Genomic DNA, 26,607 nt, shown 5'->3' with positions numbered 1-26,607 from the left:
GCCGATTATTGCCAATCAAGTGGAATCCTGATGCTTACATCCCTGTCCATATCCCGAAAACTGGTCGCCGCTTTCGCGATCAACATCGCCATCGTGGCGGCGATGCTGGCAGCGGTGTGGAGTACGGCGTCCACCGTCCGGCGCGAAACCGATGCATCGGCGCGCGCACAGGAAATCTATTCGCAGACGGTCGCTTTCGAGATGGCGGCACAGCGGATGAACGCACAGGTGCGTGGTTACGTCATCAGCAGCGACGACTATTATGCGGGAGTCTATACCGAAACCCAGGGTCAGATGACCGAGGCACTGACCAAGCTGAACGCAGTGATCGTCGATCCGGCCGACCGCGCGCTGGTGAAGGCGACGCGCGAAAAGCTGATCGCCTGGCAGCCGCTATGGGCGACGCGGCTGATGGCGATGGCGCGCGAAGGCCGCAACGAGCAGGCCATGGCGATCATCCGCACCAATAGAAAGATTCAGGTGCTTGCCCCGGTCCTGCAGCCGTTGCGTGATCTTCGCGCCAAGCAGATCGAGGTGCTTGCCGCCTCCAGGCTGACGCAGGATGCCGCCTTCGCCGCCAGCAACCGGGCGATGATGGTCGGCGGGATACTGCTGCTGTTCGCCGTCATCGCGCTCTGCGTCCTGCTGACGCGGGCGATCGGCCGGCCCATCGGCGCGCTGACCGACACCATGAAGATGATGGCGCGGGGCGACTATACGGTCGAGGTGTCCGGTACGCGGCGCGGTGACGAGATCGGCGCGATGGCGCAGGCGGTGGAGGTGTTCCGCGAAAATGGCCTGGCCAAGGCTGCGGCGGATCAGGCGAAGGCCCGCACCGATGCCGAGCAGAAAATGGTCGTCGACACGGTATCGACCCAGTTGTCGGACCTGTCGAAGGGTGACCTGACCGTATCGATCGAAGCAGACTTCCCCCCGGCCTATGCCGCGCTGAAATCGAACTTCAACGAGGCGCTGGCCAAGCTGCGCGACCTGATCGGGTCGGTGTCGGAGAGCGCGACCGCGATCCGTACCGGCTCGGGCGAGATCGCGCAGGCGTCCGAAGACCTCGCACGGCGTACTGAAAGCAACGCCGCCTCGCTGGAGGAGACTGCTGCGTCGGTGACGCAGATGGACGGCCGCTTGCGCGCGTCGGCGGTGGCAGCGACCCGGACGGTGGAACGCGCCGATCAGGCGATCGCCACGGTCGGTGGCGGCCGTGCGGTAGCCGACGAGGCGGTGCAGGCGATGGGCCGGGTGTCGGACAGCGCCAAGGGCATCGACTCGGTGATCGAGGGGCTCGACAAGATCGCGTTCCAGACCCGCGTGCTGGCAATGAACGCCGCAGTCGAGGCGGGCCGGGCAGGCGATGCCGGACGTGGTTTCGCGGTGGTGGCCGATCTCGTCTCCGCCCTCGCGATGCGTGCCGAGGAGGAAGCCAAGCGGGCACGCGACCAGTTGACGGTGACGCAGACCGACATCGTCACCGCGGTCGAGGCGGTGACGAAGGTCGACGGCGCGCTCGCCAACATCTCGGGCGACGTGGCGCAGGTCCACGAACTGCTGGCGACGATGGCGGCGGACAACCAGGCGCAGTCGGCGGCGATCACCCAGATATCGGCGGCGATCGGGACGATGGACCAGTCGACCCAGCAGAACGCCGCGATGGTCGAGGAAACCTCCGCCGCCGCGCGCAATCTGGCGGGCGAGGTCGGGCAGCTTGCCGATCAGGCCGGCCGGTTCAAGGTCGGCCGTGCTGCCCCTGTGCGGCGCTCGGCGCCGCCGATACGGACAACGGGCTATACATCACCAGTCCGCGCCCTGCCGGCCGCGCCGGTTCCGGCAATGGCCGGGGGCGGGGACGACTGGAAGGAGTTCTGATCGTCCGCGCCGACCGGATGGCGCTACCCCTGTCAGCGTGACGACACGGCCCATCGGCGATCCCTGATTGCGGATGGGTCGTGCCGGGTTACATTCGGACCGATTTGGCCTATATGTCATGGATCGACGGCAACTTGATCGTAGGCGCCGGCGGCTGGGGGACGATATGCGCTCTCGCTTACGGACCGGGGAATTCGGTACGTCTTCATCATCTTCCACATCGCCAGCGCCGATTGACCTCGATGCGCCTGACTCGGTCGCGCCGGACCCGGCGGCACCTGCCACCGGCAAGCCGATGGCCGGCAAACGGTTCAGCCGTTTCAAGCCGGCGATGCCGCGCGAGGAAGCCGCCCGTCAGGGGGTGATTGCCGGAGCGGCATGGTCGGTCTTTCAGGATCGCGACGCGGTGATGACATTCCTGAATACCCATCGCGACGATCTCGGTGGACGGCCGCTCGACATCGCGATCGCCAGCGACGACGGTTTGCGGACCGTGCGCGACGTACTGGCGACGCTACCGGTCTGATACCGCCTGTCGCGATGCCGCCGCCAGCCGCGCCCGCAAGGCCGCCAGCGTGGCCGGGGCGGTATCGGGGCGGTCTGCGGCGGACTTTCCCCGTCGCAGACGTTCGCGGTCGCGCTCCGGCGGATCGACCTGACGGACACGGACTGCGGCATGTCCCTGCACCCGTACCCCAAGCAACTGTGCCGCGCCGCGTGACAGGTCGATGATGCGGCCGCGTGCGAACGGGCCACGATCATTGACCCGCAACAGGATCGTCCGGCCGGTATCGAGCGCGGTCACCTCGACATAGGTGGGCAGCGGCAGCGTCGGGTGGGCGGCGCTGATTCCTTTGGGCCGAAACCGTTCGCCATTGGCGGTACGGTTACCCGATTCGTTGCCGTACCAGCCGGCCTGACCGACCATGTCGTAACCGGGTTGCGCGGCGGGGGCATAGGTGACGCCGCGTACCGTATAGGGAGGCCCGATCCTGACCGGCAGGTCGCTGACGGGCCGGTACCGCGTCGTGCCACACCCCATGAGGAGCAGCGCCGCCGCGATACCTGTCGTTATCGCCCGCATTCGCCGCCCCGTCAGCGTGCGTCCAGCATCAACCGCGCGGTCGCCTTGGCACTGCCGACGACCCCGGGAATGCCTGCGCCCGGATGCGTACCCGCCCCGACGAAATACAGGTTGGGGATGGCATCGTCGCGGTTGTGAACGCGGAAATACGCGCTCTGCGTCAGTACCGGTTCGAGGCTGAACGCGCTGCCGAGATGCGCATTCAGGTCCTGTGCGAAATCGTTGGGCGCATAGCTGAATTTCGTCACGATCCGGTCGTGGATGTCGGGGATCAGCCGGCGGCCGACCTCGTCGAGGATGCGCTTTTCCAGGATCGGCGCGATCTCCGTCCAGTCGACCGGGAACTTGCCCATGTGTGGCACGGGGGCGAGCGCATAGAAGGTCGAATGCCCCTCCGGCGCCAGCGATGGATCGGTGACGGTCGGGTGGTGGAGGTAGAGCGAGAAATCCTCCGACAGCACGCCATGATCGTAGATGTCGGCCAGCAGCCCCTTATAGCGTGGGCCGAACAGGATCATGTGGTGCGGGATGCCCGGCCACGTTCCCTTGATCCCGAAATGTACGACGAACAGCGAAGGCGAATAGCTCTTCTTCGCCAGCCGCGTCGTGGTCCGCCGCGCGGAGCGCGAGGTGGACAGCAGGTCGCGATAGGTGTGCATGATGTCGCTGTTCGCCGCGATCGCATCCGCATCGCTGCGCCAGCCGCTTTCGGTCACCACACCGGTGGCGCGGTCGCCCAGCGTCTCGATCTGCGCGACGGGATCGCCCAGCCGCAGGGTGCCGCCGATCCGCTCGAAATGCGTGACCATGCCCGCGATCAGCCGGTTGGTGCCGCCGCGCGCGAACCAGACGCCGCCATCGCGTTCCAGCTTGTGGATCAGCGCATAGATCGCGCTGGTCGTCATCGGGTTGCCGCCGACCAGCAGCGTATGGAACGACAGCGCCTCGCGCAGCTTCTCCGACTTCACGAAGCTCGACACGATCGAATAGACCGAGCGCCACGCCTGATATTTCGCCAGCGCGGGCGCCGCCTTGATCATCGACGCGAAGTCGAGGAACGCGACATGGCCGAGTTTTTCATATCCCTCGTGGAAGACCCCGGCGGAATAGGCGAGGAACTTCTGATATCCCTCCCAATCGCCCGGATGCAGCTTCTCGATCTCCGACCGCAGCAGCTGATCGTCGTTGGTATAGTCGAAATTGGTCCCGTCCGCCCAGTTCAACCGGTAGAAGGGCAGGACCGGATCGAGCACGATGTCGTCGCGCATCTCACGCCCCGTCAGCGCCCAGAGTTCCTCCAGACAGGCGGGGTCGGTGATGACGGTGGGGCCGGCATCGAAGGTGAAGCCGTCACGTTCCCAGTAATAGGCACGGCCGCCGGGCTTGTCCCGCGCCTCGACGATGGTGGTGTCGATCCCCGCCGATTGCAGCCGGATCGCCAGCGCCAGTCCGCCGAACCCGGCGCCGATCACGATCGCGCGCTTCATGCCTGAACTCCTGTCAGTGCCCGCACCGCGCGGAGAAAGGGAACCGGCGGCCTGCCTATCAGCACCCGCGCCTTGTCGGTCATCGTCGATTGTCCAGCATAGAAGCGGCCGATCAGCCGCGGGGAGAGGCGATAGAAGCGTTCCAGCACCCGGTAGCGTTCCGCCGGGTCGGCCGCCTTGAACAGCATTGTGTCGAGCATCCGGTAGAAGCCACGGTCGTTCCATGTCGCCTTCGCTGCGGCATGGGTCGCATCGTGGAGCGCGTTGCCGCTGAAATCGCGGCGGGCGGCGATCGCCGATGCGGTGCGCACCGCATCGGGCAATGAGTAGCCGGTGGTGGGATGAAACAGGCCGGCGCGCATTCCCGCCTTCGCCACCGGGCCGGTCGATCGCCAATACGCCTCGAAATCGCCCCCCATCGCGACCGGCAGCACGCCCTGCTCCTCGCTGGCGGTCTGCTCCACCTGCCAGCCGCGGGCAGCGACATAGGCATGGATGCGATCGGCCAGCACGTCGCGGTCGAGATCGGGCGTGTCGCTGTAATAAGTGTCCTCGACGAACATCCGCGTGGCGCCCAGCGGCAGGCAATAGACGAAGCGATAGCCGTCGATCTGCGCGACGGTGGCGTCCATGATCACAGGCACCGGCGCCTCATGGGGAACGGACAGGCGCAGTTCCTGCCCGACGAACTTCTGCCAGCCCAGATCGAGCGTGGTCAGGTCGCCCGGGCCGCGCGCATCGATCACGCCGGTCGCTTCGATCCGGTCGCCGTCCGCCAGTTCGACGGCGGTGGCGGACACGGCGGTGACGTGCCGCCCCAGGATCAGCGCATCGGCAGGCAGGGCGGCGCGTACCACCGCATCCAGACGCTCGCTCTCGATCGAATAATAGGGTTCGGGAATCGTGCGGGCATGGCCAGGAAAGCGGACCCCGTGGTTGGGCCAGCTTTGCGTCACCAGCGGCTTGAGCAGCCAGAGATCGTCGGGGGCGATGTCGCTGCCGAAGAACGACCAGCGATGATGGCCGCCCACCACCGCCCCGGCATCGACCAGCCGGATCGTCAGGCCCGGATGTCGCGCGCGCAGGGCCAGCGCGATCAGCCCGCCCGCCAGGCCGGCACCGATGATCGCGACGTCGCAGGGGATCGTGGTCGCCATGACGGTCGCCTAGCGCAGTTCGAAGGCCAGCGGAAATCTTTCGCCGGTCGCGGTGTCATGGATCATCGTCGTTCGGTGTCGACAGGCGGTCCGGACCGGAGGGAAGAATATATCAGGGTAGCATTGTCCCAAAATGTGTCAGTTTATCCGAAGCCCGGCCTTGCAAGGTTTGGGTAAATGTCTTCCTTTGTGGTGCCGCCCCGGGCCATCGCGCCCCATGTCTATCGGTGCGTAGATATCCATGAATCCCCGATCGTTACTTCCCGACAGTGAGTCCGAGCCCGACGGCATGTCATCCGGCAGATTCGACTGGTCGGCCACGCCGCTGGGACCGGCCGAACGATGGTCGGATGAATTGCGTTCGGCGGTCGCGACGGCGCTGGGCCGGCCGCCCATGCCGTCGTCGGCCTCGGGTAATCAGGACAGCGCCGATCCCCTGACGCCGTCGGTGATCCTTGATGCATTGTTCGGTGCCGCGCCGCTGGGTATCGGGGTGTGGGACCGCGACATGCGCTTCGTTCGCGTCAACGCCACGCTGGCGGCGATGAATGGCCTCACGGAGGAAGCGCATGCCGGGCGGCATCCTGTGGACATCCTGCCCGATATCGAAGGTCTGGATCAGGTGCTGGAGCGCTGGAGCCACATGCTGGCGACGGGGGAGCCATTGCTCGATGTCGAAGTGCGCGGGCGCACGCCGGCGGCACCCGACGATGAGCGGGTCTGGATCGAACAGTTCTTTCCGATCCGGGCCGATGCCGATATCGTCGGCATCGGCGGCGTGGTGGCGGACGTGACCGAAGGCCGCCGCGTGGAGGAGGCGCTGCGCGCAAGCGAGGCGCTGTTCCGCCAGTTCGCGGCGGCGTCGTCCGATATCCTGTGGATCCGCAACACTGCCACGTCCGAATTCGAGTTTCTGAGTCCCGCGGTCGCCAGGCTGTTCGGCGGGGCCTCCGGCGACGTGAACGGGGCCTATGAATGGCTGAAAGCGGTCGTCCCCGAGGATCGCGAGACGGCAGCGACCGCGATGTCGCAGGTGCGTGAAGGTCGGTCAGTCGTTCACGACTACCGGGTCCTGATTCCGGGCAGCGGCAAGATCCGCTGGCTGCGCAATACCGCCTTTCCGCTGCGCGACGACCAAGGTGTGGTCCGCCGGATCGGTGGCATCGTGCAGGATGTGACCGACGAACGTGCTGCGGCCCAGCGGCTGACGGTGCTGATCGGCGAATTGCAGCACCGCTCCCGCAACGTGATGGGCGTGGTGCAGGCGATGGTCGAGACGACGCTGGCGGCCAGTACCGGGCTGGACGATTTCGCCGACACGTTCGGCGCGCGGATGGCGACGCTGGCCCGCGTACAGAACCTGCTGTCACGCCTCGACGGACTGGAGCGCATCTCGTTCGACGAACTGCTGCGCTGCGAATTGAGTACGATCGGTGCCCGGCCGGAAGACGATCCCCGCGTCACGCTGGACGGGCCGGAACGGGTGCCGCTGCGATCCGGCGGTATCCAGACGCTGGCGCTTGCGATCCACGAACTGATGACGAATTCGCTGAAATACGGCGCCCTCAGCCAGCCCAACGCCCGGCTGCATATCGGCTGGTGGGTGACGCCCCCGACGGGGGACGATCGCGCCCGCCTCCATATCGATTGGCGGGAGACGGGGGTGACGATGCACGCCGCCGCATCGGAACGGATCGGGCAGGGACGCGAACTGATCGAACATGCGCTGCCCTATCAGTTGGACGCCCGCACCACCTTCGCACTGACCGGCGAAGGGGTTCACTGCACTATCGATCTGCCTGTGTCGCAGGTCACGAGCCTGGCGACCGGGTCATGATGGTATCGGGGTCGCTGACTGATCGGCGCATTCTGGTGGTGGAGGATGAATATATCCTCGCACGCCAGTTGGTGCGGGCATTGACGCAGGAGGGAGCGGTCGTGCTTGGCCCGGTACCCGATGTCGCCAGGGCGCTGGCGATGATCGATGCAGGGCAGGGGGAGATCGATGTCGCGATCCTCGACGTCAATCTCGCTGGTGAAAAGGTCTATCCGGTCGCCGATGCCTTGCTGGGCCGGGGCGTGCCGTTTCTGTTCGCCAGCGGTTACGACGCGGACGAGGGCGACGCGCGGTTCGCGGCGATCCGCCATCTCGTCAAGCCGCTGACGATGAAATCGCTGGTCGCGGCGTTGATTGCGATAATGGTGGTGCCGGGCGACGGCTGACCCGGCGTAGCGAGGTTATTGTACCAGCGACGGAAAACCGGTCCGGAATGCCGCCACCTTGGGCTTGTCCCATGCGACGATATACGGGTGGGACGGATTTCGGTCGAAAAAGTCCTGATGATGGGCTTCGGCTGGAAAGAAACGTCCTTGCTCCACTCGCGTCGCGATCGGGCGGGCCCAGGCACGGGCGGACGCCAGCTGCGCGATATAGGCACGTGCCACCGTCGCCTGGGCCGGCGTCTGCGGAAAGATCGCCGATCGATAGCTGGGGCCGCTGTCAGGACCTTGCCGGTTCACCTGCGTCGGATCATGCGCGACCGAGAAATAGACCCGCAGCAGCGTCGCATAGCTGACCTGTCGCGGATCGTAGCGGACGCGGATCGCCTCGGCATGGCCGGTCGTCTCGGTCGATACCTGATCGTAAGTCGCGGTGGCGGCGGTGCCACCCGCATAGCCTGCGGTCACGGCGCGCACGCCCTTCACATGCTCGAATACCGCTTCCATTCCCCAGAAGCAGCCGCCGGCGAAGACCGCCGTCTGAAGGCCGGGGGCGGCGGGAACGTCCATCCGCGCCGCCGGGATCGGGACCGCGCGCTCGGCATCGGCGCGACCAACCATCAGCGCGGTGGCGACCAGCCCGGCGGCGGCAAGCGCCAGACCCGCCCCGTTCATGTCAGCGCGCCTGCTGCGTGGGGGCGAAGCGGCTGACGAGTTCATGCGTCGCTTCGGCCGGCTGCAATGCGACCAGCCCGATCGCACCGAGCACGAAGCCGCCCGCGAACTGCCACACGAAGCTGGATTTGAGGAAGCTGGTCATGATCCTGTACCTGTTGTTCGTCCATCGATGCGATCGATGCGCGATGGAATTACGTTGCCCGTCATGTCGTGGATGCTCCACGTCACGACAAGGTGACTGTCCTGAAACATATAGATGACGGAAATGAACCGCTGCTGGGCGGCGTGTTCATCAAGATGTCAGTTATTGGTCCCCGCCATTGCGGGTGATCGTCAGCGCAGCGCGGCGCATGCCTCCGCGATGCGCGCGCATGCCTCGGTCAGCAGCGCGTCCGAGGTGGCATAGCTGATCCGCATCGCCGGGGAGAGACCAAAGGCCGCGCCCTGCACCGCGGCGACGCGCGCCTCGTCGAGCAGATAGGTGACGAAGGCAGTGTCGTCGGTGATCGTCACACCCTTGGGCGTGGACCGCCCGATCAGCAGCGCGAACGCCGGATAGACGTAGAACGCGCCCTCCGGCGTCGGACAGGTCATGCCCGGGATCGCGTTCAGCGCGTTCACCACCAGATCGCGGCGTACCTTGAACGCATCGTTGCGGCCCGCCAGGAACGACTGGTCGCCCGTCAGCGCGGCCACGGCCGCCGCCTGCGCCACCGAACAGGGGTTGGAGGTCGATTGCGACTGGAGCTTGGCGATCGCCTTGATGAGCCAGCGGGCGCCGCCGGCATAGCCGATCCGCCAGCCGGTCATCGAATAGGCCTTGGAGCAGCCGTTCACCGTCAGCGTGCGCTCGTACAGTTCGGGCACCACCTCGGCGATCGTGGCGAAGCGAAAGCCGTCATAAACGATATGCTCGTACATATCGTCCGCGAAGATCCAGACATGGGGATGGCGCAGGAACACCTCGCCCAGCGCCTTCAGTTCGTCGGCGCTATAGGCCGCGCCGGTCGGGTTGGAGGGCGAGTTCAGGATCACCCACTTGGTGCGCGGGGTGATCGCCGCCTCCAGCGCCTCGGGCGACAGCTTGTAGTTCTGGTCCGGGCCGGCCGGCGCGATCACGGGGGTGCCGCCCGCGAACTGGACGACATCGGGATAGCTGACCCAGTAAGGTGCGGGAATCACCACCTCGTCGCCCGCCTCGACCGTCGCGACCATCGCGTTGAACAGCGTGTGCTTGCCGCCGACATTCACGGTGATCTGGTCGGGCGCATAGGTCAGGTGATTGTCGCGCGCGAACTTGGCGGCGATCGCCTCCTTCAGCTCGGCAGTGCCGTCGACCACGGTGTATTTGGTCTTGCCGTCGCGGATCGCCTTGATCGCGGCGTCCTTGATGAATTCGGGTGTGTCAAAGTCCGGCTCGCCCGCGCCCAGTCCGATCACGTCGATGCCGGCCCGCTTCAGTTCCATCACCCGTGCGGTGACGCCGAGCGTCGGCGACGGGCTGATACGATCGAGCGCGGCGGAAGTGTGCATGGATGGGTCTTTCAGCGGAGGCCGGCGGCGCTATAGCCTATTTCGCTGGCGCAACAAGAGTGGCGGGGCACAGGCCGCGCACCGCATTGCCGATGAGGAAGCCGCCTGCCAGATCGGCTCGGCGTACCGGCCCCTCCACGGCACGGCCGGTGGCGATCAACTCGCCGCGCAGCACCCCCGGCAGCAATCCATGCCGCAACGGCGGCGTCACGAGCATCCCGTCGTCCCGCGCGACGAACAGCGAGGTGAAGCTGCCTTCCGTCAACAGCCCGTCATGTTCGAACAGCACCTCGTCCGTCGCCGCCGCATGGCGGGCCTGGTCGTAGAAACCACGGGCGCTGGTCTTGTGGCACAGGCGTATATCGCGGGGCGATACGGGCAGGGGGACGATCGCGACGCTTGCCGGGCCGGCGAATGGCACCGGCAGCGGCGACGTCTCCACCGCCAACATGCCGGACGGGGACAGCAGCAGACGCACCCGCCGTGCCTTGCGCAGGCGGAAGGTGGCGGCCTGCAACTCGTTGCGCGCGCCATGCCGGTCGAACGCGAAGCCGAGGCGGGCGGCACTTTCCTGCATCCGGGCGACGTGGCGGTCGAGCAGGATGATGCCCTCTTCGGGATCGAACGTCATCGTCTCGATCAGGGCGAATCCCTGTTCGCCCTCGCCGATGAAACGCGCCTTGGCGAGACATTCGGCCCATTCGGCGGCGGGATCGGAATCGGCGACGATGCCGGCGCCGAGGCCCAGAGTCGCCATATCACCCCGGATCGCCAGCGTGCGGATCGCGACGTTGAACGCGGCATCCCCATTCGCATCGATATGGCCGATCGAGCCGGTGTAGATGCCGCGCGGCTGCGCCTCGATCGCGGCGATCGCCTGCATCGCCCGTCGCTTCGGCGCGCCGGTGATCGATCCGCAGGGAAACGCGGCCGTCAGCACGTCGATCGCATCGCTGCCGGGGGCCAGCGTCGCGGTAACGGTGGAGGTCAGTTGATGGACGGTCGGATAGGTCTCGACCGCGAACAGCGCCGGCACTGCCACGCTGCCCGGCACCGCGACCCGCGACAGGTCGTTGCGCATCAGGTCGACGATCATCAGATTCTCGGCCCGCTGCTTGGCATCGGTGGCGAGCGCGGTGGCGAAATAGCCGTCGACCACCGCGGTGCCGCCGCGCGGGGCGGTGCCCTTCATCGGACGGCAGGTCAGCCGGTCGCCGGTCAGTTCGAAGAACATCTCCGGCGACAGGCTGACGATCGTGGTGTCGCCCATCGCGACTACCGCGCCGTGCCCCGCGCCGGCACGGGTGCGCAACCGGGCATGGATCGCCAGCGGATCGCCGGCAACCGCGACATTGGCCTGGAAACTGAGATTGGCCTGATACAGATCGCCCGCCGCGATCAGCGCCAGTACGGCGCGGACCCGCTCCTCATACGCCGCCTGCCCGATCTGCGGTACCGGCGCACCGATCCAAGCACCGGCCGGGTCGGGGAGAAACACCGCCGGATCGACCGCCTCCCATCGCTCGAAAAGCCCGAACCACAGGATCGGCTGCCCGGCGGGACCGGCCGGTGACGCATCGGCCGGCAGCGACGTGAGGGCCGACCCCGCCTCATAGGTGAGGAACCCCGCCGCATGCAGCCCGCGGGCCCCGGCGGCGCGGACCCGGTCGAGCGCGGCGGGAACCGTGGCGGGATCGGTGGCGGTCACCACCTCCACCGCGTCGCGGTACAGCCGCATCCCGCCCCCCGGCCGTGCATCGTCGAGCAATACGAAAGGCGGCGACGGCATCATGGCGTATGGCCGCCATCGTTCACGGGGCATCCGTTCGCTATCATCTGTGTCGATACCAGCCCGTCGCGACGATGACGTCGGAATGGCGCAAAAGCGTGGCATCGATGGCCGGAACGGTGCGACCTGTCAGTGACATGACGATCAGCCTAGGCGCGTGATCGAGGATTGTCTCGCATTGGGGCAGACAAATTTTATCGCACGGTCGCAGAAGACGTCACGCCGCGCTGTCGATCCCCAATTCGCCCAGTTTGCGATAGAGGGTCGACCGGCCAATGCCGAGCCGGCGTGCGACCTCCGTCATCCGTCCGCGATAATGGCCGATCGCGAGTCGGATCACATCCGCCTCGATATCCTCAAGCGGGCGCATATTGCCGTCCGGATAGAACAGGGTGACGCCGCCCCCCTCGACCGGGCCGCCGCCGCGACGATGGCCCATCGCCGCGATCTGCGGGAAATCGCAGCGGGTCAGCGCGTCACCCTCGCACAGCACCGCCGCACGGAACAACGCGTTCTGGAGCTGGCGGACATTGCCCGGCCATTCATAGCCCGCCAGCAGGTCGAGCGCGTCGTCGGTGATGCCCAACGGTCGCAGCCCCGGCTGCCGCGCGATTCGGGCAAGCAGATGGCGAGACAAGGCGGGGATATCGCCGATCCGCTCGCGCAGCGGGGGGATCGTGACCTGTACGCCGGCCAACCGGTAGAGCAGATCCTCGCGGAACCGGGCCGCCTCCACATCCTCGGACAGGCGGCGGTTGCTGGCGGCGATCACACGCACGTCGACCTGCTGCGGGTGGCGGGCGCCCAGCGGATGCATGTCCCCGGTCTGGAGCAGGCGCAGCAGCTTCACCTGCGCATCGAGCGGCATCTCGCCGATCTCGTCGAGGAACAACGTGCCGCCTTCCGCCTCGCGCACCCGGCCGATCTTGCGCTCGAACGCGCCGGTGAACGCGCCCTTTTCGTGTCCGAACAATTCGCTGTCGACCAGATTGGCGGGGATCGCGCCGCAATTCACCGACACGATCGGGCGACGGGCGCGGGGCGAGGCAGCGTGGATGGCCCGGGCCACCACTTCCTTGCCGACGCCGCTTTCGCCCTCCAGCAGCACCGGCACGCGCGCCCGCGCCGCCTTCGCCGCGATCGCCAGCGCGGTGCGGAATTCGGGCGCGGAGCCGACGATCTCGTCGAAGGCGAGCAGCGCCGGGATTTTCTCCGTCAGCGGGCGCAGTTCTCCGGTATTGCTACCCGCCGCCGCCGCCTCCAGTGCGGCGAGCAGCCGTTCGGGCGCCAGCGGCTTGACCAGGAAGTCGCTGGCGCCGCTGCGCATCGCGGCCACCGCCTGATCGGCGGAACCATTGGCGGTCAGCATCAGGATCGGCAGGGCGGGGCGGCGTACCCGCAATTCCGCGATCAGGCTGGTGGCATCGGCATCCGCCGCCCAGTGATCGATCAGGATCGCATCCAGCTGCATGCCGTCCTGCGTGCCGAGCGTGGCGATCGCCTGCTCGGTGCCGCTGGCGAAGATCGATCGCCAGCCGCCCCGCGCCGCCAGGGCCGCCACCAGCCGTCGCTGTGCAGGCTCGTCGTCAATCAGGAGGAGAAGCCGCTGGCCGTTACGCGTCATGATCTGTCGATTCCGTCCCAGTTCGGCACGTTCGATAGCCATGCCGAAGTAAAGGCGAGTTTAAGCGCGATCCGATTCGCACCGCCGACGGGGGTTGAGGCTGAGGGCATCGCTGTCTAGGATCGGTCCATAACGGACGGAGGATGCACCAGATGGCAGGCAATGGCGACATCAAGGCGCATGTCGGAACCTATGATCGCATGATCGGACTGATGAAATACGGTGCGATCGCCGTGGCTTTTGTCACCGCCATGGTGATCTGGCTGATCGCGGGCTGATCCGGAATGCGGATCGCCGTCCTTCGCGAGCAGGCGGAAGGGGAGCGGCGGGTCGCGGCTACCCCTGAAACCGTCCGCAAGTTCGTCGCGCTGGGCGCGACGCTGGCGGTGGAAGCAGGCGCGGGCGCCGCGGCGGGTCATGCCGACGACGCCTATGCCGATGCGGGGGCGACGATCGCCGATCGCACGGCCGTGCTGGCAGGCGCGGCGGTAATCCTGGGCGTGCAGGGTCCCGACCCGGCCGGGCTGGCGAGGGTGGAGCCCGGGGCCTGGGTGGTCGCCGCGCTCCAGCCGACGCGGACACGGGCGGAGGGTTATGCCGCTGCCGGGGTCGAGGCGCTGGCGATGGAATGGATGCCGCGCATCACCCGCGCGCAGTCGATGGACATCCTGTCGTCGCAGTCGAACCTTGCCGGGTACAAGGCGGTGCTCGACGCGGCGGCCGAGTATGACCGGGCCTTTCCGATGATGATGACCGCGGCCGGCACGGTGGCGGCGGCGCGGGTGTTCGTGATGGGCGTCGGCGTGGCGGGGTTGCAGGCGATCGCCACCGCGCGGCGGCTGGGCGCGCAGGTGTCCGCCACCGATGTACGGTCCGCGACGCGCGAACAGATCCAGTCGCTGGGCGCCAAGCCGGTGTTCGTCGAAAACGTGGCGGGGATCGAGGGCGAGGGGACCGGCGGCTATGCCGGCGAAACCAGCGACGCGTACAAGGCTGCGCAGGCCGAACTCGTCTCCGGCCATATCGCCAAACAGGACATCGTGATCACCACCGCGCTGATCCCCGGTCGTGCCGCGCCGCGCCTTGTCAGCGATGCGCAGGTCGCCAGCATGAAGCCGGGATCGGTGATCGTCGACCTCGCGGTGGAGCAGGGCGGCAATGTCGAGGGCGCGGTCGCGGGCGAGGTGGTGGTGCGCCACGGCGTCCGCATCGTCGGCCACCGCAACGTCCCCAGCCGTCTTGCCACCGACGCCTCCGCGCTGTTCTCACGCAACCTGTACAACTTCCTCAGCGCCTTCTGGGACAAGGAGGCGGGACGCCCGCTGTTGCCCGATGGCGACGAGATCGGCGACGCGATCCGGCTGACCAGGGGCGGACAGGTCGTGAACCCGAGACTGTCGGCGTGAACGGGCCAGCGGTCGCCAGCCCGCACCTTGTCGCCGATGCCATTCGCGGCATCGCCATACCGGAGACGATCGACCCATGAGCTTCATCGCGATCCTGTCGATCTTCGTCATGGCCTGTTTCGTCGGCTATTACGTCGTCTGGTCGGTAACGCCGGCGCTGCACACGCCGCTGATGGCGGTGACCAACGCCATATCCTCGGTCATCATCGTCGGCGCGCTGGTGGCGTCGGCGGCGGCGGGATCGCCGGTGGCCAAATGGCTGGGGCTGGGCGCGGTGGTGCTGGCGAGCATCAACATCTTCGGCGGCTTCGCGGTCACCGCACGGATGCTGGCGATGTACAAGAAGAAGGATCGGCCGGTCGCATGACCGGGTACCGGCCAGGGGGAGCGCAGGATGCTTGAGAACGGACCGGCGGTCGCTCACCAGGTGGCGGCGAACCCGTGGGTGGCGCTGGCCTATCTGATCGCGGGGGTCTGCTTCATCCTGGCGCTGCGCGGCCTGTCCAGTCCCGCGACCAGCCAGCGCGGCAACCGGTTCGGCATGGCGGGCATGGCGATCGCGATCGCCACCACATTGGTGACGCACGAGATCGCGAGCCTGCCGGAGATCGTGGCGGCGATCGCGGTCGGCGGTGCGATCGGCTTCGTCATCGCCCGGCGCATCGCGATGACGGCGATGCCGCAACTGGTCGCCGCCTTCCATTCGCTGGTCGGACTGGCGGCGGTGATGGTCGGCATCGCCGCCTATCTCAATCCGCAGGCCTTCGGCATCGCGACGCTGATGATCCCGATGATCGGCGATCCGGTCGCGATCATCCACCCCGCCAGCCGGATCGAGCTGGGGCTGGGCGTGGCGATCGGCGCGATCACCTTTTCCGGATCGATCATCGCGTTCCTGAAGCTGAACGGCAACATGGGCGGCAAGCCGATCCTGCTGCCGGGCCGCCACGTCATCAACCTCGCGATCCTGGCCGCGATCGTCGTGCTGGTCGCGTGGTTCACGCAGGATCAAAGCCCGCACATCTTCTGGGCGATCACCACCCTGTCGTTCGCGATCGGGTTCCTGTTGATCGTGCCGATCGGCGGCGCCGACATGCCGGTCGTGGTGTCGATGCTGAACAGCTATTCGGGCTGGGCGGCGGCGGCGATGGGCTTCACGCTCGGCAACACCGCGATGATCATCACCGGCGCGCTGGTCGGATCGTCGGGCGCGATCCTCAGCTACATCATGTGCCGGGCGATGAACCGCAGCTTCATCAGCGTGATCGCAGGCGGGTTCGGCACCACCGACGGCGGCAGCGGCCCCGCGACGGCGAGCGACCGGCCATGGAAGCGCGGCAGCGCGGAGGACGCGGCGTTCCTGATGGGGCAGGCGAGCCAGGTCATCATCGTCCCCGGTTACGGCATGGCGGTGGCGCAGGCGCAGCACGCCCTGCGGGAGATGGCGGACAAGCTGAAGGAGGAGGGGGTGCGCGTGAAATATGCGATTCACCCCGTCGCCGGGCGGATGCCGGGGCACATGAACGTGCTGCTCGCTGAGGCGAACGTGCCCTATGACGACGTGTTCGAACTGGAGGACATCAATTCGGAATTTGCGCAGACCGACGTCGCGTTCGTGATCGGCGCCAACGACGTGACCAACCCGGCGGCGAAAACCGATAAGACTTCGCCGATCTACGGTATGCCGGTGCTGGATGTGGAGAAGGCGGGAACGGTGCTGTTCATCAAGCGGTCGATGGGCGGGGTCGGTTATGCCGGGGTGGATAACGAGCTGTTCTATCGCGACAACACGATGATGCTGCTTGCCGACGCCAAGAAGATGGTGGAGGAAATCGTCAAATCGCTGTGATGACGGGGCATCGTGCCGGTCGGTGAGCGACGGGTGGGAGCCGGGGATTGCGAGAGACGTTCGATACGGTGCTGGTCGCCGATCCCGGCGGCCGGGCCGCGATGGAAGAAGCGATCACGCTGGCCGGGGGGCGGATCGTCGATCGGCTCGGCTGGGATGAACTGGCGATGCTGGATGACCGGCTGGGCATCACGCCGGTGCTGGCGGTACAGGCGGAAGGCGTGCGGGACGATGTGATCGAGGCGGGATTGTCGTTGATCGCCGACGTCGCGGCCCGGTCGGCACCGCAAATCGTCGTGACGCTTCACCATCGCCAGATCGATCCGGTCGCTGCCGCCCTGCTGGGACCGACCGTGCATCTGCTGTGCGACGAGGGTACCGCGCGGCTGGTCGCCGCGCTGGCGGTGGCCGGGCTCGTGGCGCCCGCCGGGCTGCACGACCGCGTCGGTGAGGCCGGTGAAGATGAACTGCGCCGCCTGAAGGATGAGATCGGCCGTATCGCCGAGCTGCTGGTGCGGCTGGCCGAGCGCGGGGAGCCCCGCCCCGGGGGTGACGAGGGCAATGTTGGCGACCGGCGGATGAGCTTCGGCTTCGAGCCGCCTGCCGCCCCGATCGATCCGCAACTGGTCCGTCAGGCGATTCGCGCTCGCCGGTTGCGCGACAGTTTCCTCGGTGATGGCCTGTTCGAGGACCCGGCCTGGGACATGCTGCTCGATCTGTATGCCGCACAACTGGAGGGGCAGCGCGTGTCGGTGTCCAGCCTGTGCATTGCCGCCGCGGTGGCGCCGACCACCGCGCTGCGCTGGATCGCGCGGTTGACCGAGGCGGGGCTGTTCCGGCGCCAGCCCGATGCTACCGATCGCCGCCGGGCCTTCATGGCGCTGTCATCCCGCGGACTGGCTGGAATGGATGCCTATATGGCGGCGGTGCGACGCGCCGGTCTGTCGATCGCCTGATCCACGCTTCCCGGTTGCCAGCAGCGGGGCCACGGCGTTAAGGGGAGGCAACATGGGTGCTTAGCTCAGCGGTAGAGCTACTCGTTTACACCGAGTCGGTCGGCGGTTCGATCCCGTCAGCACCCACCATCTTTCCCCACTATAAATCGCGCACCAGCGTGGTCGTCATCGCCAGCCAGGCCGGTGCCGCAATGGTCAGACGCGCCGCACCTGACGGATGCAACTGGACCCCGCTTGCGTCGACCGCGACGCAGCGGCCGAAGCCGAAGCGTCCTGCGGGGATCGGCACCAATATATCGCGGTCGAGTGCGGTGGCGAAATCGGCCGGGGCGAGCATCGCGCACCACAAAATGTCGCCGGCCCGATAGTCGCCGATCGTGCCGATCACGCTGACCGCGATCATGCCGGGCGCGGGGGTGGGGGGCACCACCATGGTCGGATGACGCGGTGCGTGCGCGCCATCGCCGTCCAGCAGCGCGGCGACGGGCAGGTCGTGCCGGTCGGGCAGGCGGACGAGATCGGCGGCGGTCACCCCCAGCGCGGCGGCGATGCGGTTGAGCCAGTCGACCGAAACGGTACGCGTACCCGTTTCCAGTCGACCGATTGTCTGTGCGGTGGTGGGCGGGACGCAGGCCTGCGCTACCTGATCGAGCGTCAGCCCCTTTGCCCGGCGGACTTCGCGGATGGCGGTAATCATGGCGACCTCATCGTAACCGGAGCGGTTCGTTGCTATCGGCGAAACGTTCCATACTGACAAGTCGCCGCTATTTGCGGCACGACCCGGGTCATCGAACTGGCGCCCGGTGCTGCGCATGACCATGATGGGGGACTGACGTCTCTTGCCGGAACCATCGCCCATGCGCCTGTCGATCATCAAATGCCACGGATCGGGAAACGACTTCCCGTTGATCGATGCCCGCGAACTGACACTGTCCGATGCGGCATGGGCCGGCGTGGCACGGGCGCTGGCCGATCGGGCGGGTCCCGTGGGCGGCGATGGGCTGCTGCTGTTCCTGAACGGCGATGCGACCCATCCGATCGGGTTCCGCATGTTCAATCCCGATGGTTCGGAGGCGGAGACGTGCCTGAACGGTGTACGCTGCGTGGCGCGGGCCGGGTTCGCGGCGCTGGGCGTAGAGGCGGCGGGCGTGCGGCTGGCCGGATCGCTGGCCGATGCTGCCCGCGACACGCCGCTGGCATCCGGTGTCTATACGGTGCGGGAGACGGCGGGGCCGGTGACGCTGGATGTCGCCCGCTGGCCGCTGGATATCGGGGCGGAGCGGATCATCGAGGCGGTGGTGCCGCCGCTCGGCGACCGGCTGTTCACCGCACTCGCCATTCCCAATCCGCATCTCGTCCATTTCACCGATGCGGTCGACGAGGACGAACTGGTGCGGATCGGCCGTCTGTGTGAGGCAGCGCCGGACTGGTTGCCGAACCGTGCGAACGTCAGCTTCGTCGTAGTGCGACCGGACTCGCTGTTCGTCCGCACGTTCGAACGCGGCGTCGGGCTGACCAACAGTTGCGGCAGCGCGATGGCGGCATCCACCTATGCCGCCTGCCTGACCGGACGCTGGGCCTATGACCGGCCGGTGACCGTACTGAACCGGGGCGGGCTGGTCCGCGCGGCCGCCACCGCCGATGCGATGGTGACGCTGTCCGGCAATGCGACGTTCGAATGGCAGGGCGAGGTGACGGTCGATTCCGCGACGGACACCGCAGGCGATCTGGTCGTCACCGCCCGGTTCGACGACGAGGTGGCGGCATGGGCCGGGGTCGTCACGCAGGCCGCCGCCTTTCGCTGAGCATCGGTACTCCCCATCTTCGATCCATGGATATGCGACAGGCGATCGGCGGACGCGTCCGCGGACTGGTGGGTTCGGGCGAACTGGATCTGACGCGGCCGGTGGGCGACCCCGGCCTGTTCGGGCCGGGATCGGCGACCTGGGCGGTGCACGGCGATTTCACCAGCATGATGATCGGCGGCGTCTGTTCGCTGATGGTACAGATGCTGCACCCCGCCGCGCTGGCGGGGGTGTGGGATCACAGCGACTTCCGCCGCGACGTGACCGGGCGGCTGAAACGCACGGCACAGTTCATCTCCGTCACCACCTATGGCTCGACCGAGGCGGCGGAGCGGATCATCGCCCGGGTGCGGTCGATCCATGACCGGGTGACGGGGACGCTGCCCGACGGCACACCCTATACCGCCGGCGATCCGACGCTGCTCGCTTGGGTCCACGCCGCCGAAATCGACAGTTTCCTGCGCGCACATCTTCGATACCGTGATTCCGCCATGCCGGTGGCGCGGCAGGATGCCTATGTCGCGGAGATGGCGACGATCGCGGAACGGCTGGGTGCACCCGACGTGCCTCGCACCCGTGCCGCACTGACCGCGTACATCACCGCGATGCGGCCGGCGCTGCGCGCGGACGATCGGACACGCGCGGTGGCGGGGCGGCTGATCCGGCAACCCTCGCCCAGCCTGCTCAACGCGCCGGTCAACGCGGTGATGATGCAGGCGGGGATCGAGTTGATGCCCCGCTGGGCCACGGACATGCACGGCTTCGGTGTGCCGGCGGCGGGGCGACCGGCGATACGGCTCGGCGCATTGGGCGTCGGCCGGCTGATGCGCTGGGCATTGCGGTAACGACCGGGGTCAGGCCAGCGCTGGCAACCACCCCAGATCGATCGCGGCATGGCGATCGATATAATTGGCGGTGCGGACCAGTCGCGCCTCGTTAAGCAGGGTAACGCGACCACCCCCCCGCCCGATCATGCCTTCCTCCTCCAACTGGCGAAGCATCCGGTTGACATGGACCGCGGTCAGCCCGGTGGCGTCGCCGATCTCTTCTTGCGTGATGCCCAGGACGAAGCAGTTGCCGATCCGCCGGTCGCCGGTGCGCAGCCGGTCGCGAATCTCCAGCAACAGCGCCGCGACCCGTGCCTTGGCGGAGGTTCGGCCGATCGCGGCCAGCCGGTCGGTCATCGCCACCCGCTCCGCCTGATCCAGCGCCATGATCGCCGCCGCTAGTCGCGGCGTGGTGGCGAACATCGTAGCCATCACGCTGCGGTCGAACGGACACACCACGATATCGGTCAGCGCCATCAAGGTTTCGGGCGATCTGGTATAGGCGAGCGCCGGGGTCGCCAGCACATCGCCGGGAAAGATGAAGCGCAATATCTGCCGCCGACCGTCGTCGAGCAGCACATAGCTCATCATCATGCCTTCCTTCAGCACGAACAACTCGCTCAACCGATCGTTTTCGCTGAGCAAGACGGCGTTGCGGCGCAAGCGACGCTGGCGTTCGCCCAATCTGGCAAGCGCGTCCTGCTCATCCGGCGTCAACACGATCATATCGCTGATACGGGCAGCGAAACTGGTATCCGGCACGTAGATGAAGATCCCCCGATGAAATGCCGTTATGCCGCGAGTGCGAGATCACGCATTAACGTCGATCAACCAATGACTTCCACCGTTACGGCAACCGTAATTTCCGGCAGCGCTTGCGCGTGGCCGTGCGGGCGATAGGAGGGGCGACATGGATCGCATCATCATCCGCGGCGGCAACCGCCTGAACGGGCGGCTGCCCATCTCCGGCGCCAAGAACGCTGCACTCACGCTGATGCCCTGCGCGCTGCTGACCGATGAACCGCTGACGCTGCGCAACCTGCCGCGCCTCGCCGATGTCGACGGGTTCGGCCACCTGCTCAACCAGCTCGGCGCGTCGACCGCGATTCAGGGCACGCGGCCCGAGGATTTCGGCCGGGTGATGACGATCCGCGCGGGCACGCTGACCTCCACTGAGGCACCGTACGACATCGTGCGCAAGATGCGTGCGTCGATCCTGGTGCTTGGCCCCGTGCTGGCGCGAGCGGGGGAGGCGCGGGTGTCGCTGCCCGGCGGCTGCGCGATCGGCAATCGACCGATCGATCTGCATCTGAAGGCGCTGGAAGCTATCGGCGCGGAGCTGGAAATGGCGGCGGGCTATGTCCGCGCCACCGCGCCGGGCGGCAAGCTGACCGGCGGGCGTTATCGCTTTCCGGTCGTGTCGGTCGGTGCGACGGAGAACGTCGTGATGGCGGCGGTGCTCGCCACCGGCCGCAGCCGGATCGAGAATGCCGCGCGTGAGCCCGAGATCGTCGACCTGTGCCGCTGCCTCGTCGCGATGGGTGCGAAGATCGAGGGCATCGGCACCGAGACGCTGGAGATCGAGGGCGTCTCCCGGCTGCACGGCGCGACCTATGCGGTGATGCCCGACCGGATCGAGGCGGGCAGCTATGCCTGCGCCGCTGCGATCACCGGCGGGTCGCTGGAACTGACCGGCGTGTCGGCGGACGATATGGGCGCGACGCTGGCCGCACTGGTCGAGGCGGGCGTGACGGTGGAGCCGGGCGGCGATACCGTTCGGATCAGTGCCGACGGGCCGCTGAAGCCGCTGACGCTGACGACCGCGCCGTTCCCCGGCTTCGCCACCGACATGCAGGCGCAGTTCATGGCGATGCTGTGCAAGGCGGAAGGCACGAGCGTGCTGACCGAGACGATCTTCGAGAATCGCTACATGCACGTGCCCGAACTGGCGCGGATGGGCGCGGACGTGACCGTGTCGGGTCGAACCGCGGTGGTGAAGGGCGTCGACCGGATGGTCGGCGCGCCGGTGATGGCGACCGATCTGCGCGCTTCGATGAGCCTGATCCTGGCCGGGCTGGCGGCGGAAGGCGAGACGCAGGTCAGCCGCATCTATCACCTCGATCGGGGGTATGAGCGGCTGGAAGAGAAATTGTCCGCGGTGGGCGCGGATATCGAGCGGGTCGGAGACGGCTGATGCGCGGGACCGCGGCGCTGGCGGCGGCGCTGGTGCTGGCGGGCTGCGCGGGGCGGATGCCTGCGCCCGCCGGCGTCGCGCCGGGGCCGATCGACGTTCACGTCATCGCGTTCAACGATTTCCACGGTAATCTGGAGCCGCCCGGCCTGTCGGTCGACGTGCCCGGCGCTGATGGCCGGATGGTCGCCGCGCCGGCGGGCGGCGTGGCCTATCTGGCCGCCGCGATCGCCGATCTTCGCGCGAAGGCGCCGCGCTCGATCATCGTCTCGGCCGGCGACATGACGGGGGCGAGCCCGATCGAATCGTCGCTGTTCCTCGACGAGCCGACCGTGGCGGCGATGAACCTGATCGGCGTCGACCTGAACGCGGCGGGCAATCACGAATTCGATCGCGGCATCGCCGAACTGCGCCGTTTGCAGCATGGTGGCTGTGCGAAGACCGGTAGCGGCCAGCCATGCCGTCTCGACCGGTTCGCCGGCGCCGGTTTTACCTATCTGACCGGCAACACGATCGACGCATCGGGACGCAGCGCCTTTCCCGCCACCGCGATCCGCGAATTCCGCGATGGCGCGCGAGCGGTAAAAATCGGTTTCATCGGCCTGACCACGCGCGCGACGCAGACCTATGTCAGTCCTGCCGGTATCCCCGGAATCCGCTTCGCCGACGAGGCGGATACCGCCAATGCGCAGATCACAGGCCTGCGTGCGGCGGGGGCCGACGCGATCGTGCTGCTGATCCACGAAGGCGGCGCGGCGGAGGGCGGACCGAACGACTGCACCGCCCTGTCCGGCGCGATCCGTCCGATCCTCGACCGGCTGGATACCAGAGTCGATCTGGTCGTGTCGGGGCACACGCATCGCGCGTATATCTGCGATTACGCCGCCTATGATCCGGCGCGGCCGTTCCTGCTGACCAGCGCCGGCCGCTATGGCACGCTGGTGACCGATGCGGTGCTATCGATCGATCCGGCGACCCACCATGTGGTGGCGAAGCGCGCGCACAATATCGTCGTGCAGAACGACGGCTATGTCGGGGCGGACGGGCGTCGCGTCGCCCCGTCCGATGCCGCTCCGCGCTACGCACCCGAACCAAAGGTCGGCGCGCTGGTGGCGCGTTACGTCGCCGCCGTCGCGCCGCTCGCCTCGCGTCCGGTCGGCCGGCTGACCGGCCCGCTTGCCAAGGCGAAGGAAGGCGCGGGGATGACCGAAACCCCGCTCGGCAACCTGATCGCCGATTCGCAACTGGCCGCTACACGGGCCAGCGGTGCGCAGATCGCCCTGATGAACCCGTTCGGCATCCGTACCAGCCTGAACCCCGATGCCGACGGTCGCGTGACCTATGCCGATCTCTATGCGGTACAGCCGTTCGGCAACACATTGATGGTGAGGGACTATACGGGCGTGCAGTTGCGCGCGGTGCTGGAGCAGCAGCTGGATCGCAAGATCGTGCTGGCGGCGGCCGGCCTCACCTATGAATATGATCGCTCCCGCCCGGCGGGGTCGCGAATCCTGCACCCCCGCGTCGGTGGCGTGCCGCTGAACGATGCGGCTACCTATCGGCTAGCGATGAACAACTTCCTCGCCTTTGGCGGCGATGGCTTCACCACATTGACCGCCGGACGCGACGTGGCCGGCGGGCCCAGCGACGTCGATGCCTTGGCCGCCTATCTGACCACCGATCGCCCCGTCGCCCCGCCCGCGATCGGCCGCACCGTCGATCGCACGCCTGCCCGCTGATCGCCTTAGCGTAGCCGGAGGCTTGCCAGCGCCCGATCCATCGCCGCCGCGCCGCGGGCTTGCGGCGGCAGGCCTTGCGGCGTTGCCATCGCCTTCACCGCATAGGTGATCCGGGCGACCGCATAGCAGCGACCACGATGGACGGCACGCAGGTCCGTCGCCTGCACCTGCTGGCTCATCCCGGCGTCGCTGTTGCTCCACACCGTCCAGCGCCGCCCGCCGATGATCCGGTCGGGCAACGCCCGCCCGCCGCCGCCGCGCAATTCCCGCGTCAGGCAATCGCGCGCGCTGCCGGCACGACCGACGCCGACCTGCACCATCTCGTCGACCACGCCGACCCGGTCCGCCGGGCGGGTGCGGATCGTGAAGCGGACGACATCGTCACCCGGCCCGGCGTTCTTGCCGTCCCACATCAGCCGCCAGCCCGATGCCATCAGCGACCGTCCCGTCAGGCTGCGCGAAACCGTGGCACCGGGCGGCCGATCGATCGTCAGGTGATGGGGCGCCGCGGTGAACGCGGCCAGCGCGAGCAGGATCATGCGATCCGTTCCGGTACTTCGGCGGCATCGCCGGCGATCGCGGCGGCGGGGGCGACCGCCTCCCACGGGAAGACGAACCAGTCCTTCGTCTCGCGACGGTCGATCGTGCGGTGACGATAATCCACCCGCTCCGCCGAACTGACATTGTCGATCAGCGTCGCGAACCGGACCGAGCCCGGCACCGCCCCGGCGGCGGCGAGCGCACGGCGCAGATGCGCGATCGTCCGCCCCGAATCGTTGATGTCGTCGAGGAACAGCAGCCGTTCGCCGCCACGCGTCCGCATCGCCAGCTTGACCAGCGGTTCGTCGGAGAAATCCTCGACCTGGCTGGAAAAATCCACCGACAGCATTGGCAGCCCGCTGGCGTGGCTGAGGAACACCGCCGGCACCAGCCCGCCGCGCCCGACACCGATGATGAAGTCCGGTGCCCAGTCGTCGGCGGCCAGTTGCGCCGCCAGCGCCCGGATCGCCGCGACGAAATCGGCCTGCGGGATATCGGTGAAGACCGGCATCAGATCGCGTCCAGCGCCTGGGTGAAATCGGCGATCAGGTCGTCGGCGTCCTCGACCCCGATCGAGATGCGGACCAGATTGTCGGTGATCCCCAGCGCCGCCTTGCGATCGTCGGCGACCGACAGGTGCGTCATCCCGGCCGGGTGGCTCGCCAGCGTCTCGGTGCCGCCCAGCGAAACCGCCAACTTGGCGATACGCAAGCCGTCGAGGAACGCAAACGCCTCCGCCTCACCACCCTTCAGATAGAGCGAGAAGGTGGAGCCGGCACCGGAGCAATGCCGCCGATAGATATCGGCCTGCCGTTCCTTGCCCGCCGCGCCTTCCAGAAAGCCGAGGTAGCCGACATGCTCGACCTTGGGATGATCCTTCAGATAGGCGCAGACCTTCGCCGCATTCTCGCCCGCCCGGCTCATCCGCAATTCCAGCGTCTCCAGCGAGCGGAGCAGCATCCACGCGGTATGCGGATCGCAGATCGTGCCGATCGTGTTGCGCATCGAACGGATGACGTTGATGTGCGCCTTCGTCCCCAGCAGACCACCGGCAACCAGATCGGAATGGCCACCGGCATATTTGGTCAGCGAATAGACGACCAGATCGGCGCCATGCCGCAATGGCTGGTGCCACAGCGGCCCCAGGAACGTGTTGTCGATCGCGATCGGCGGCTTTTCGTCCGCGTCGGCGAAGATCGCGTCGCGGCTGGCGGCGACCGCTTCGATATCGACCAGCGCGTTGGTGGGGTTGGCGGGGCTTTCCAGATAGATCAGCGCGACGCGACCGGTGGCGGCCCTGGTCAGCACCGCGTCGATCTCCTCCCGGGTCGCCCCCGCGGGAAAGTCGAGCCACGTCACGCCGAACTTGCCCAGCACGCGCGCGATCAGCGTTTCGGTCGCGGCATAGAGCGGGCCGGAATGGACGATCGTGTCGCCCGGCTTCACCATCGACAGGAACAAGGTCGCGATCGCCGACATGCCGCTGGAAAAGGCGAGCGCATCCTCCGCTTCCTCCCATACCGCCAGCCGGTCTTCCAGAATTTCCTGATTGGGGCCGTTGAAGCGGGAATAGACCAGGCCGTCGCTACCGCCCGGCCGTTTGCCGGTCACGCCTTCGAAATGGCGCTTGCCCGCCGCGGCGCTGGGGAAGACGAAGGTGGAGGTCAGGAAGATCGGCGGCTTCAGCGATCCCTCGGACAAAGCGGGGTCGAAACCATGGCCCATCATCATCGTCGCGGGTTTCAGCTTGCGCCCACCGATCCGGTCCACCGACGCCTTGGGCGAAGGGGTGGCGGGAACGCCGGTGATGTCGGCTTCGGTCTTGTCGGCCATGATCGTTGTCT

General features: G+C 67.4%; 26 protein-coding genes and 1 tRNA gene. 14 read left to right on the top strand and 13 right to left on the bottom strand.

The features are described from left to right. Window positions 1-30: 30 nt before the first annotated feature. Window positions 31-1,878, top strand: coding sequence for a methyl-accepting chemotaxis protein (locus ABD719_RS07990; RefSeq protein WP_344692825.1), 1,848 nt, complete (start codon window positions 31-33; stop codon window positions 1,876-1,878). Between the two features lie 295 nt (window positions 1,879-2,173). Then, the gene (locus ABD719_RS07985) at window positions 2,174-2,404 is read left to right on the top strand and encodes an antitoxin Xre/MbcA/ParS toxin-binding domain-containing protein (protein ID WP_344692824.1); all 231 of its coding nucleotides are present in this window, start codon (window positions 2,174-2,176) and stop codon (window positions 2,402-2,404) included. Here ABD719_RS07985 and ABD719_RS07980 read toward each other — a convergent pair. From ABD719_RS07980 to crtY, 3 genes are read right to left on the bottom strand one after another with little or no spacing between them, the layout of a single operon-like run. Then, window positions 2,393-2,962, bottom strand: coding sequence for a septal ring lytic transglycosylase RlpA family protein (locus ABD719_RS07980; RefSeq protein WP_425567131.1), 570 nt, complete (start codon window positions 2,960-2,962; stop codon window positions 2,393-2,395). The two genes, ABD719_RS07985 and ABD719_RS07980, sit on opposite strands and share 12 nt — an antisense overlap. A gap of 11 nt (window positions 2,963-2,973) precedes the next feature. Then, window positions 2,974-4,449, bottom strand: coding sequence for a phytoene desaturase (locus ABD719_RS07975; protein ID WP_344692823.1), 1,476 nt, complete (start codon window positions 4,447-4,449; stop codon window positions 2,974-2,976). After that, a complete protein-coding gene (gene crtY, locus ABD719_RS07970) occupies window positions 4,446-5,606 on the bottom strand; it encodes a lycopene beta-cyclase CrtY (RefSeq protein ID WP_344692822.1) in 1,161 nt (386 codons plus the stop codon). The genes ABD719_RS07975 and crtY overlap by 4 nt, the downstream gene beginning before the upstream one ends. Window positions 5,607-5,895: 289 nt before the next feature. On the opposite strand from crtY, the gene ABD719_RS07965 reads away from it, so the two are divergent. Both ABD719_RS07965 and ABD719_RS07960 read left to right on the top strand, forming a co-directional pair. Further along, a complete protein-coding gene (locus tag ABD719_RS07965; protein ID WP_344692821.1) occupies window positions 5,896-7,443 on the top strand; it encodes a sensor histidine kinase in 1,548 nt (515 codons plus the stop codon). Beyond that, window positions 7,440-7,829 (top strand): response regulator, encoded by a 390-nt coding sequence (locus ABD719_RS07960; RefSeq protein WP_344692820.1) that lies wholly within the window; start codon window positions 7,440-7,442, stop codon window positions 7,827-7,829. Before ABD719_RS07965 ends, ABD719_RS07960 begins: the two co-directional genes overlap by 4 nt. Before the next feature lie 15 nt (window positions 7,830-7,844). On the opposite strand, the gene msrA is transcribed toward ABD719_RS07960, so the two are convergent. The 5 genes from msrA to ABD719_RS07935 form a co-directional block, all read right to left on the bottom strand. Beyond that, complete coding sequence (gene msrA / locus ABD719_RS07955) at window positions 7,845-8,501, bottom strand: peptide-methionine (S)-S-oxide reductase MsrA (RefSeq protein ID WP_425567130.1); 657 nt, start codon at window positions 8,499-8,501, stop codon at window positions 7,845-7,847. Window position 8,502: 1 nt separating this feature from the next. Then, entirely contained in the window at window positions 8,503-8,646 is a 144-nt protein-coding gene (locus ABD719_RS07950; protein WP_344692819.1) for a hypothetical protein, read from the bottom strand. A gap of 191 nt (window positions 8,647-8,837) precedes the next feature. Beyond that, window positions 8,838-10,037, bottom strand: a complete 1,200-nt coding sequence (locus tag ABD719_RS07945; RefSeq protein ID WP_344692818.1) for a pyridoxal phosphate-dependent aminotransferase — start codon at window positions 10,035-10,037, stop codon at window positions 8,838-8,840. A gap of 37 nt (window positions 10,038-10,074) precedes the next feature. Beyond that, window positions 10,075-11,829 carry an aminodeoxychorismate synthase component I gene (pabB, locus tag ABD719_RS07940; RefSeq protein WP_344692817.1) on the bottom strand — a complete coding sequence of 585 codons (1,755 nt, stop codon included), beginning with the start codon at window positions 11,827-11,829 and terminating at the stop codon, window positions 10,075-10,077. A 214-nt stretch (window positions 11,830-12,043) separates the two neighbouring features. Next, window positions 12,044-13,450, bottom strand: a complete 1,407-nt coding sequence (locus ABD719_RS07935) for a sigma-54-dependent transcriptional regulator (RefSeq protein ID WP_344692816.1) — start codon at window positions 13,448-13,450, stop codon at window positions 12,044-12,046. A 143-nt stretch (window positions 13,451-13,593) separates the two neighbouring features. Here ABD719_RS07935 and ABD719_RS07930 point away from each other — a divergent pair, with 143 nt between their 5' ends. The 6 genes from ABD719_RS07930 to ABD719_RS07905 all read left to right on the top strand — a co-directional run bounded on the left by ABD719_RS07930 (window position 13,594) and on the right by ABD719_RS07905 (window position 17,790). Further along, window positions 13,594-13,728, top strand: a complete 135-nt coding sequence (locus ABD719_RS07930; protein WP_344692815.1) for an aa3-type cytochrome c oxidase subunit IV — start codon at window positions 13,594-13,596, stop codon at window positions 13,726-13,728. Window positions 13,729-13,734: 6 nt separating this feature from the next. Beyond that, window positions 13,735-14,856: an NAD(P) transhydrogenase subunit alpha gene (locus ABD719_RS07925; protein ID WP_344692814.1), complete on the top strand. Its 1,122-nt coding sequence runs from the start codon at window positions 13,735-13,737 to the stop codon at window positions 14,854-14,856. Window positions 14,857-14,932: 76 nt separating this feature from the next. After that, window positions 14,933-15,223 (top strand): NAD(P) transhydrogenase subunit alpha part 2, encoded by a 291-nt coding sequence (locus tag ABD719_RS07920; RefSeq protein ID WP_344692813.1) that lies wholly within the window; start codon window positions 14,933-14,935, stop codon window positions 15,221-15,223. Window positions 15,224-15,250: 27 nt separating this feature from the next. After that, window positions 15,251-16,705, top strand: coding sequence for an NAD(P)(+) transhydrogenase (Re/Si-specific) subunit beta (locus tag ABD719_RS07915; RefSeq protein ID WP_344692811.1), 1,455 nt, complete (start codon window positions 15,251-15,253; stop codon window positions 16,703-16,705). A gap of 47 nt (window positions 16,706-16,752) precedes the next feature. Further along, window positions 16,753-17,661 carry a winged helix DNA-binding protein gene (locus ABD719_RS07910; RefSeq protein WP_344692810.1) on the top strand — a complete coding sequence of 303 codons (909 nt, stop codon included), beginning with the start codon at window positions 16,753-16,755 and terminating at the stop codon, window positions 17,659-17,661. A gap of 54 nt (window positions 17,662-17,715) precedes the next feature. Continuing rightward, window positions 17,716-17,790, top strand: a tRNA-Val gene (locus tag ABD719_RS07905). Between the two features lie 10 nt (window positions 17,791-17,800). Here the strand turns inward: ABD719_RS07905 and ABD719_RS07900 are convergent. After that, the gene (locus ABD719_RS07900; RefSeq protein ID WP_344692809.1) at window positions 17,801-18,358 is read right to left on the bottom strand and encodes a helix-turn-helix domain-containing protein; all 558 of its coding nucleotides are present in this window, start codon (window positions 18,356-18,358) and stop codon (window positions 17,801-17,803) included. Window positions 18,359-18,518: 160 nt separating this feature from the next. On the opposite strand from ABD719_RS07900, the gene dapF reads away from it, so the two are divergent. Next, window positions 18,519-19,466 (top strand): diaminopimelate epimerase, encoded by a 948-nt coding sequence (dapF, locus tag ABD719_RS07895; RefSeq protein ID WP_344692808.1) that lies wholly within the window; start codon window positions 18,519-18,521, stop codon window positions 19,464-19,466. Window positions 19,467-19,498: 32 nt separating this feature from the next. After that, window positions 19,499-20,311, top strand: coding sequence for an oxygenase MpaB family protein (locus tag ABD719_RS07890; RefSeq protein ID WP_344692807.1), 813 nt, complete (start codon window positions 19,499-19,501; stop codon window positions 20,309-20,311). Window positions 20,312-20,320: 9 nt separating this feature from the next. Here ABD719_RS07890 and ABD719_RS07885 read toward each other — a convergent pair whose 3' ends face one another. Continuing rightward, window positions 20,321-21,019, bottom strand: coding sequence for a Crp/Fnr family transcriptional regulator (locus tag ABD719_RS07885; RefSeq protein ID WP_344693083.1), 699 nt, complete (start codon window positions 21,017-21,019; stop codon window positions 20,321-20,323). Window positions 21,020-21,203: 184 nt separating this feature from the next. Here ABD719_RS07885 and murA point away from each other — a divergent pair, with 184 nt between their 5' ends. Further along, entirely contained in the window at window positions 21,204-22,487 is a 1,284-nt protein-coding gene (gene murA, locus ABD719_RS07880; RefSeq protein ID WP_344692806.1) for a UDP-N-acetylglucosamine 1-carboxyvinyltransferase, read from the top strand. Further along, window positions 22,487-24,223 (top strand): bifunctional metallophosphatase/5'-nucleotidase, encoded by a 1,737-nt coding sequence (locus ABD719_RS07875; protein ID WP_344692805.1) that lies wholly within the window; start codon window positions 22,487-22,489, stop codon window positions 24,221-24,223. Before murA ends, ABD719_RS07875 begins: the two co-directional genes overlap by 1 nt. Before the next feature lie 5 nt (window positions 24,224-24,228). Here the strand turns inward: ABD719_RS07875 and ABD719_RS07870 are convergent, their stop codons facing one another. From ABD719_RS07870 to ABD719_RS07860, 3 genes are read right to left on the bottom strand one after another with little or no spacing between them, the layout of a single operon-like run. Continuing rightward, window positions 24,229-24,762 carry a hypothetical protein gene (locus tag ABD719_RS07870; RefSeq protein ID WP_344692804.1) on the bottom strand — a complete coding sequence of 178 codons (534 nt, stop codon included), beginning with the start codon at window positions 24,760-24,762 and terminating at the stop codon, window positions 24,229-24,231. Beyond that, window positions 24,759-25,274, bottom strand: coding sequence for a phosphoribosyltransferase (locus ABD719_RS07865; protein WP_344692803.1), 516 nt, complete (start codon window positions 25,272-25,274; stop codon window positions 24,759-24,761). Before ABD719_RS07865 ends, ABD719_RS07870 begins: the two co-directional genes overlap by 4 nt. Continuing rightward, on the bottom strand, window positions 25,274-26,596 hold the full coding sequence (locus ABD719_RS07860) for a cystathionine gamma-synthase family protein (protein ID WP_344692802.1): 1,323 nt from the start codon (window positions 26,594-26,596) through the stop codon (window positions 25,274-25,276). The genes ABD719_RS07865 and ABD719_RS07860 overlap by 1 nt, the downstream gene beginning before the upstream one ends. Window positions 26,597-26,607 lie beyond the last annotated feature (11 nt).

The sequence above is a fragment of the Sphingomonas cynarae genome (genome assembly GCF_039537815.1).
GTDB lineage: Bacteria > Pseudomonadota > Alphaproteobacteria > Sphingomonadales > Sphingomonadaceae > Sphingomonas > Sphingomonas cynarae.
The sequence above is the reverse complement of the archived record's forward strand: the minus strand, read 5'-3'. Positions and strand labels throughout refer to the sequence as shown.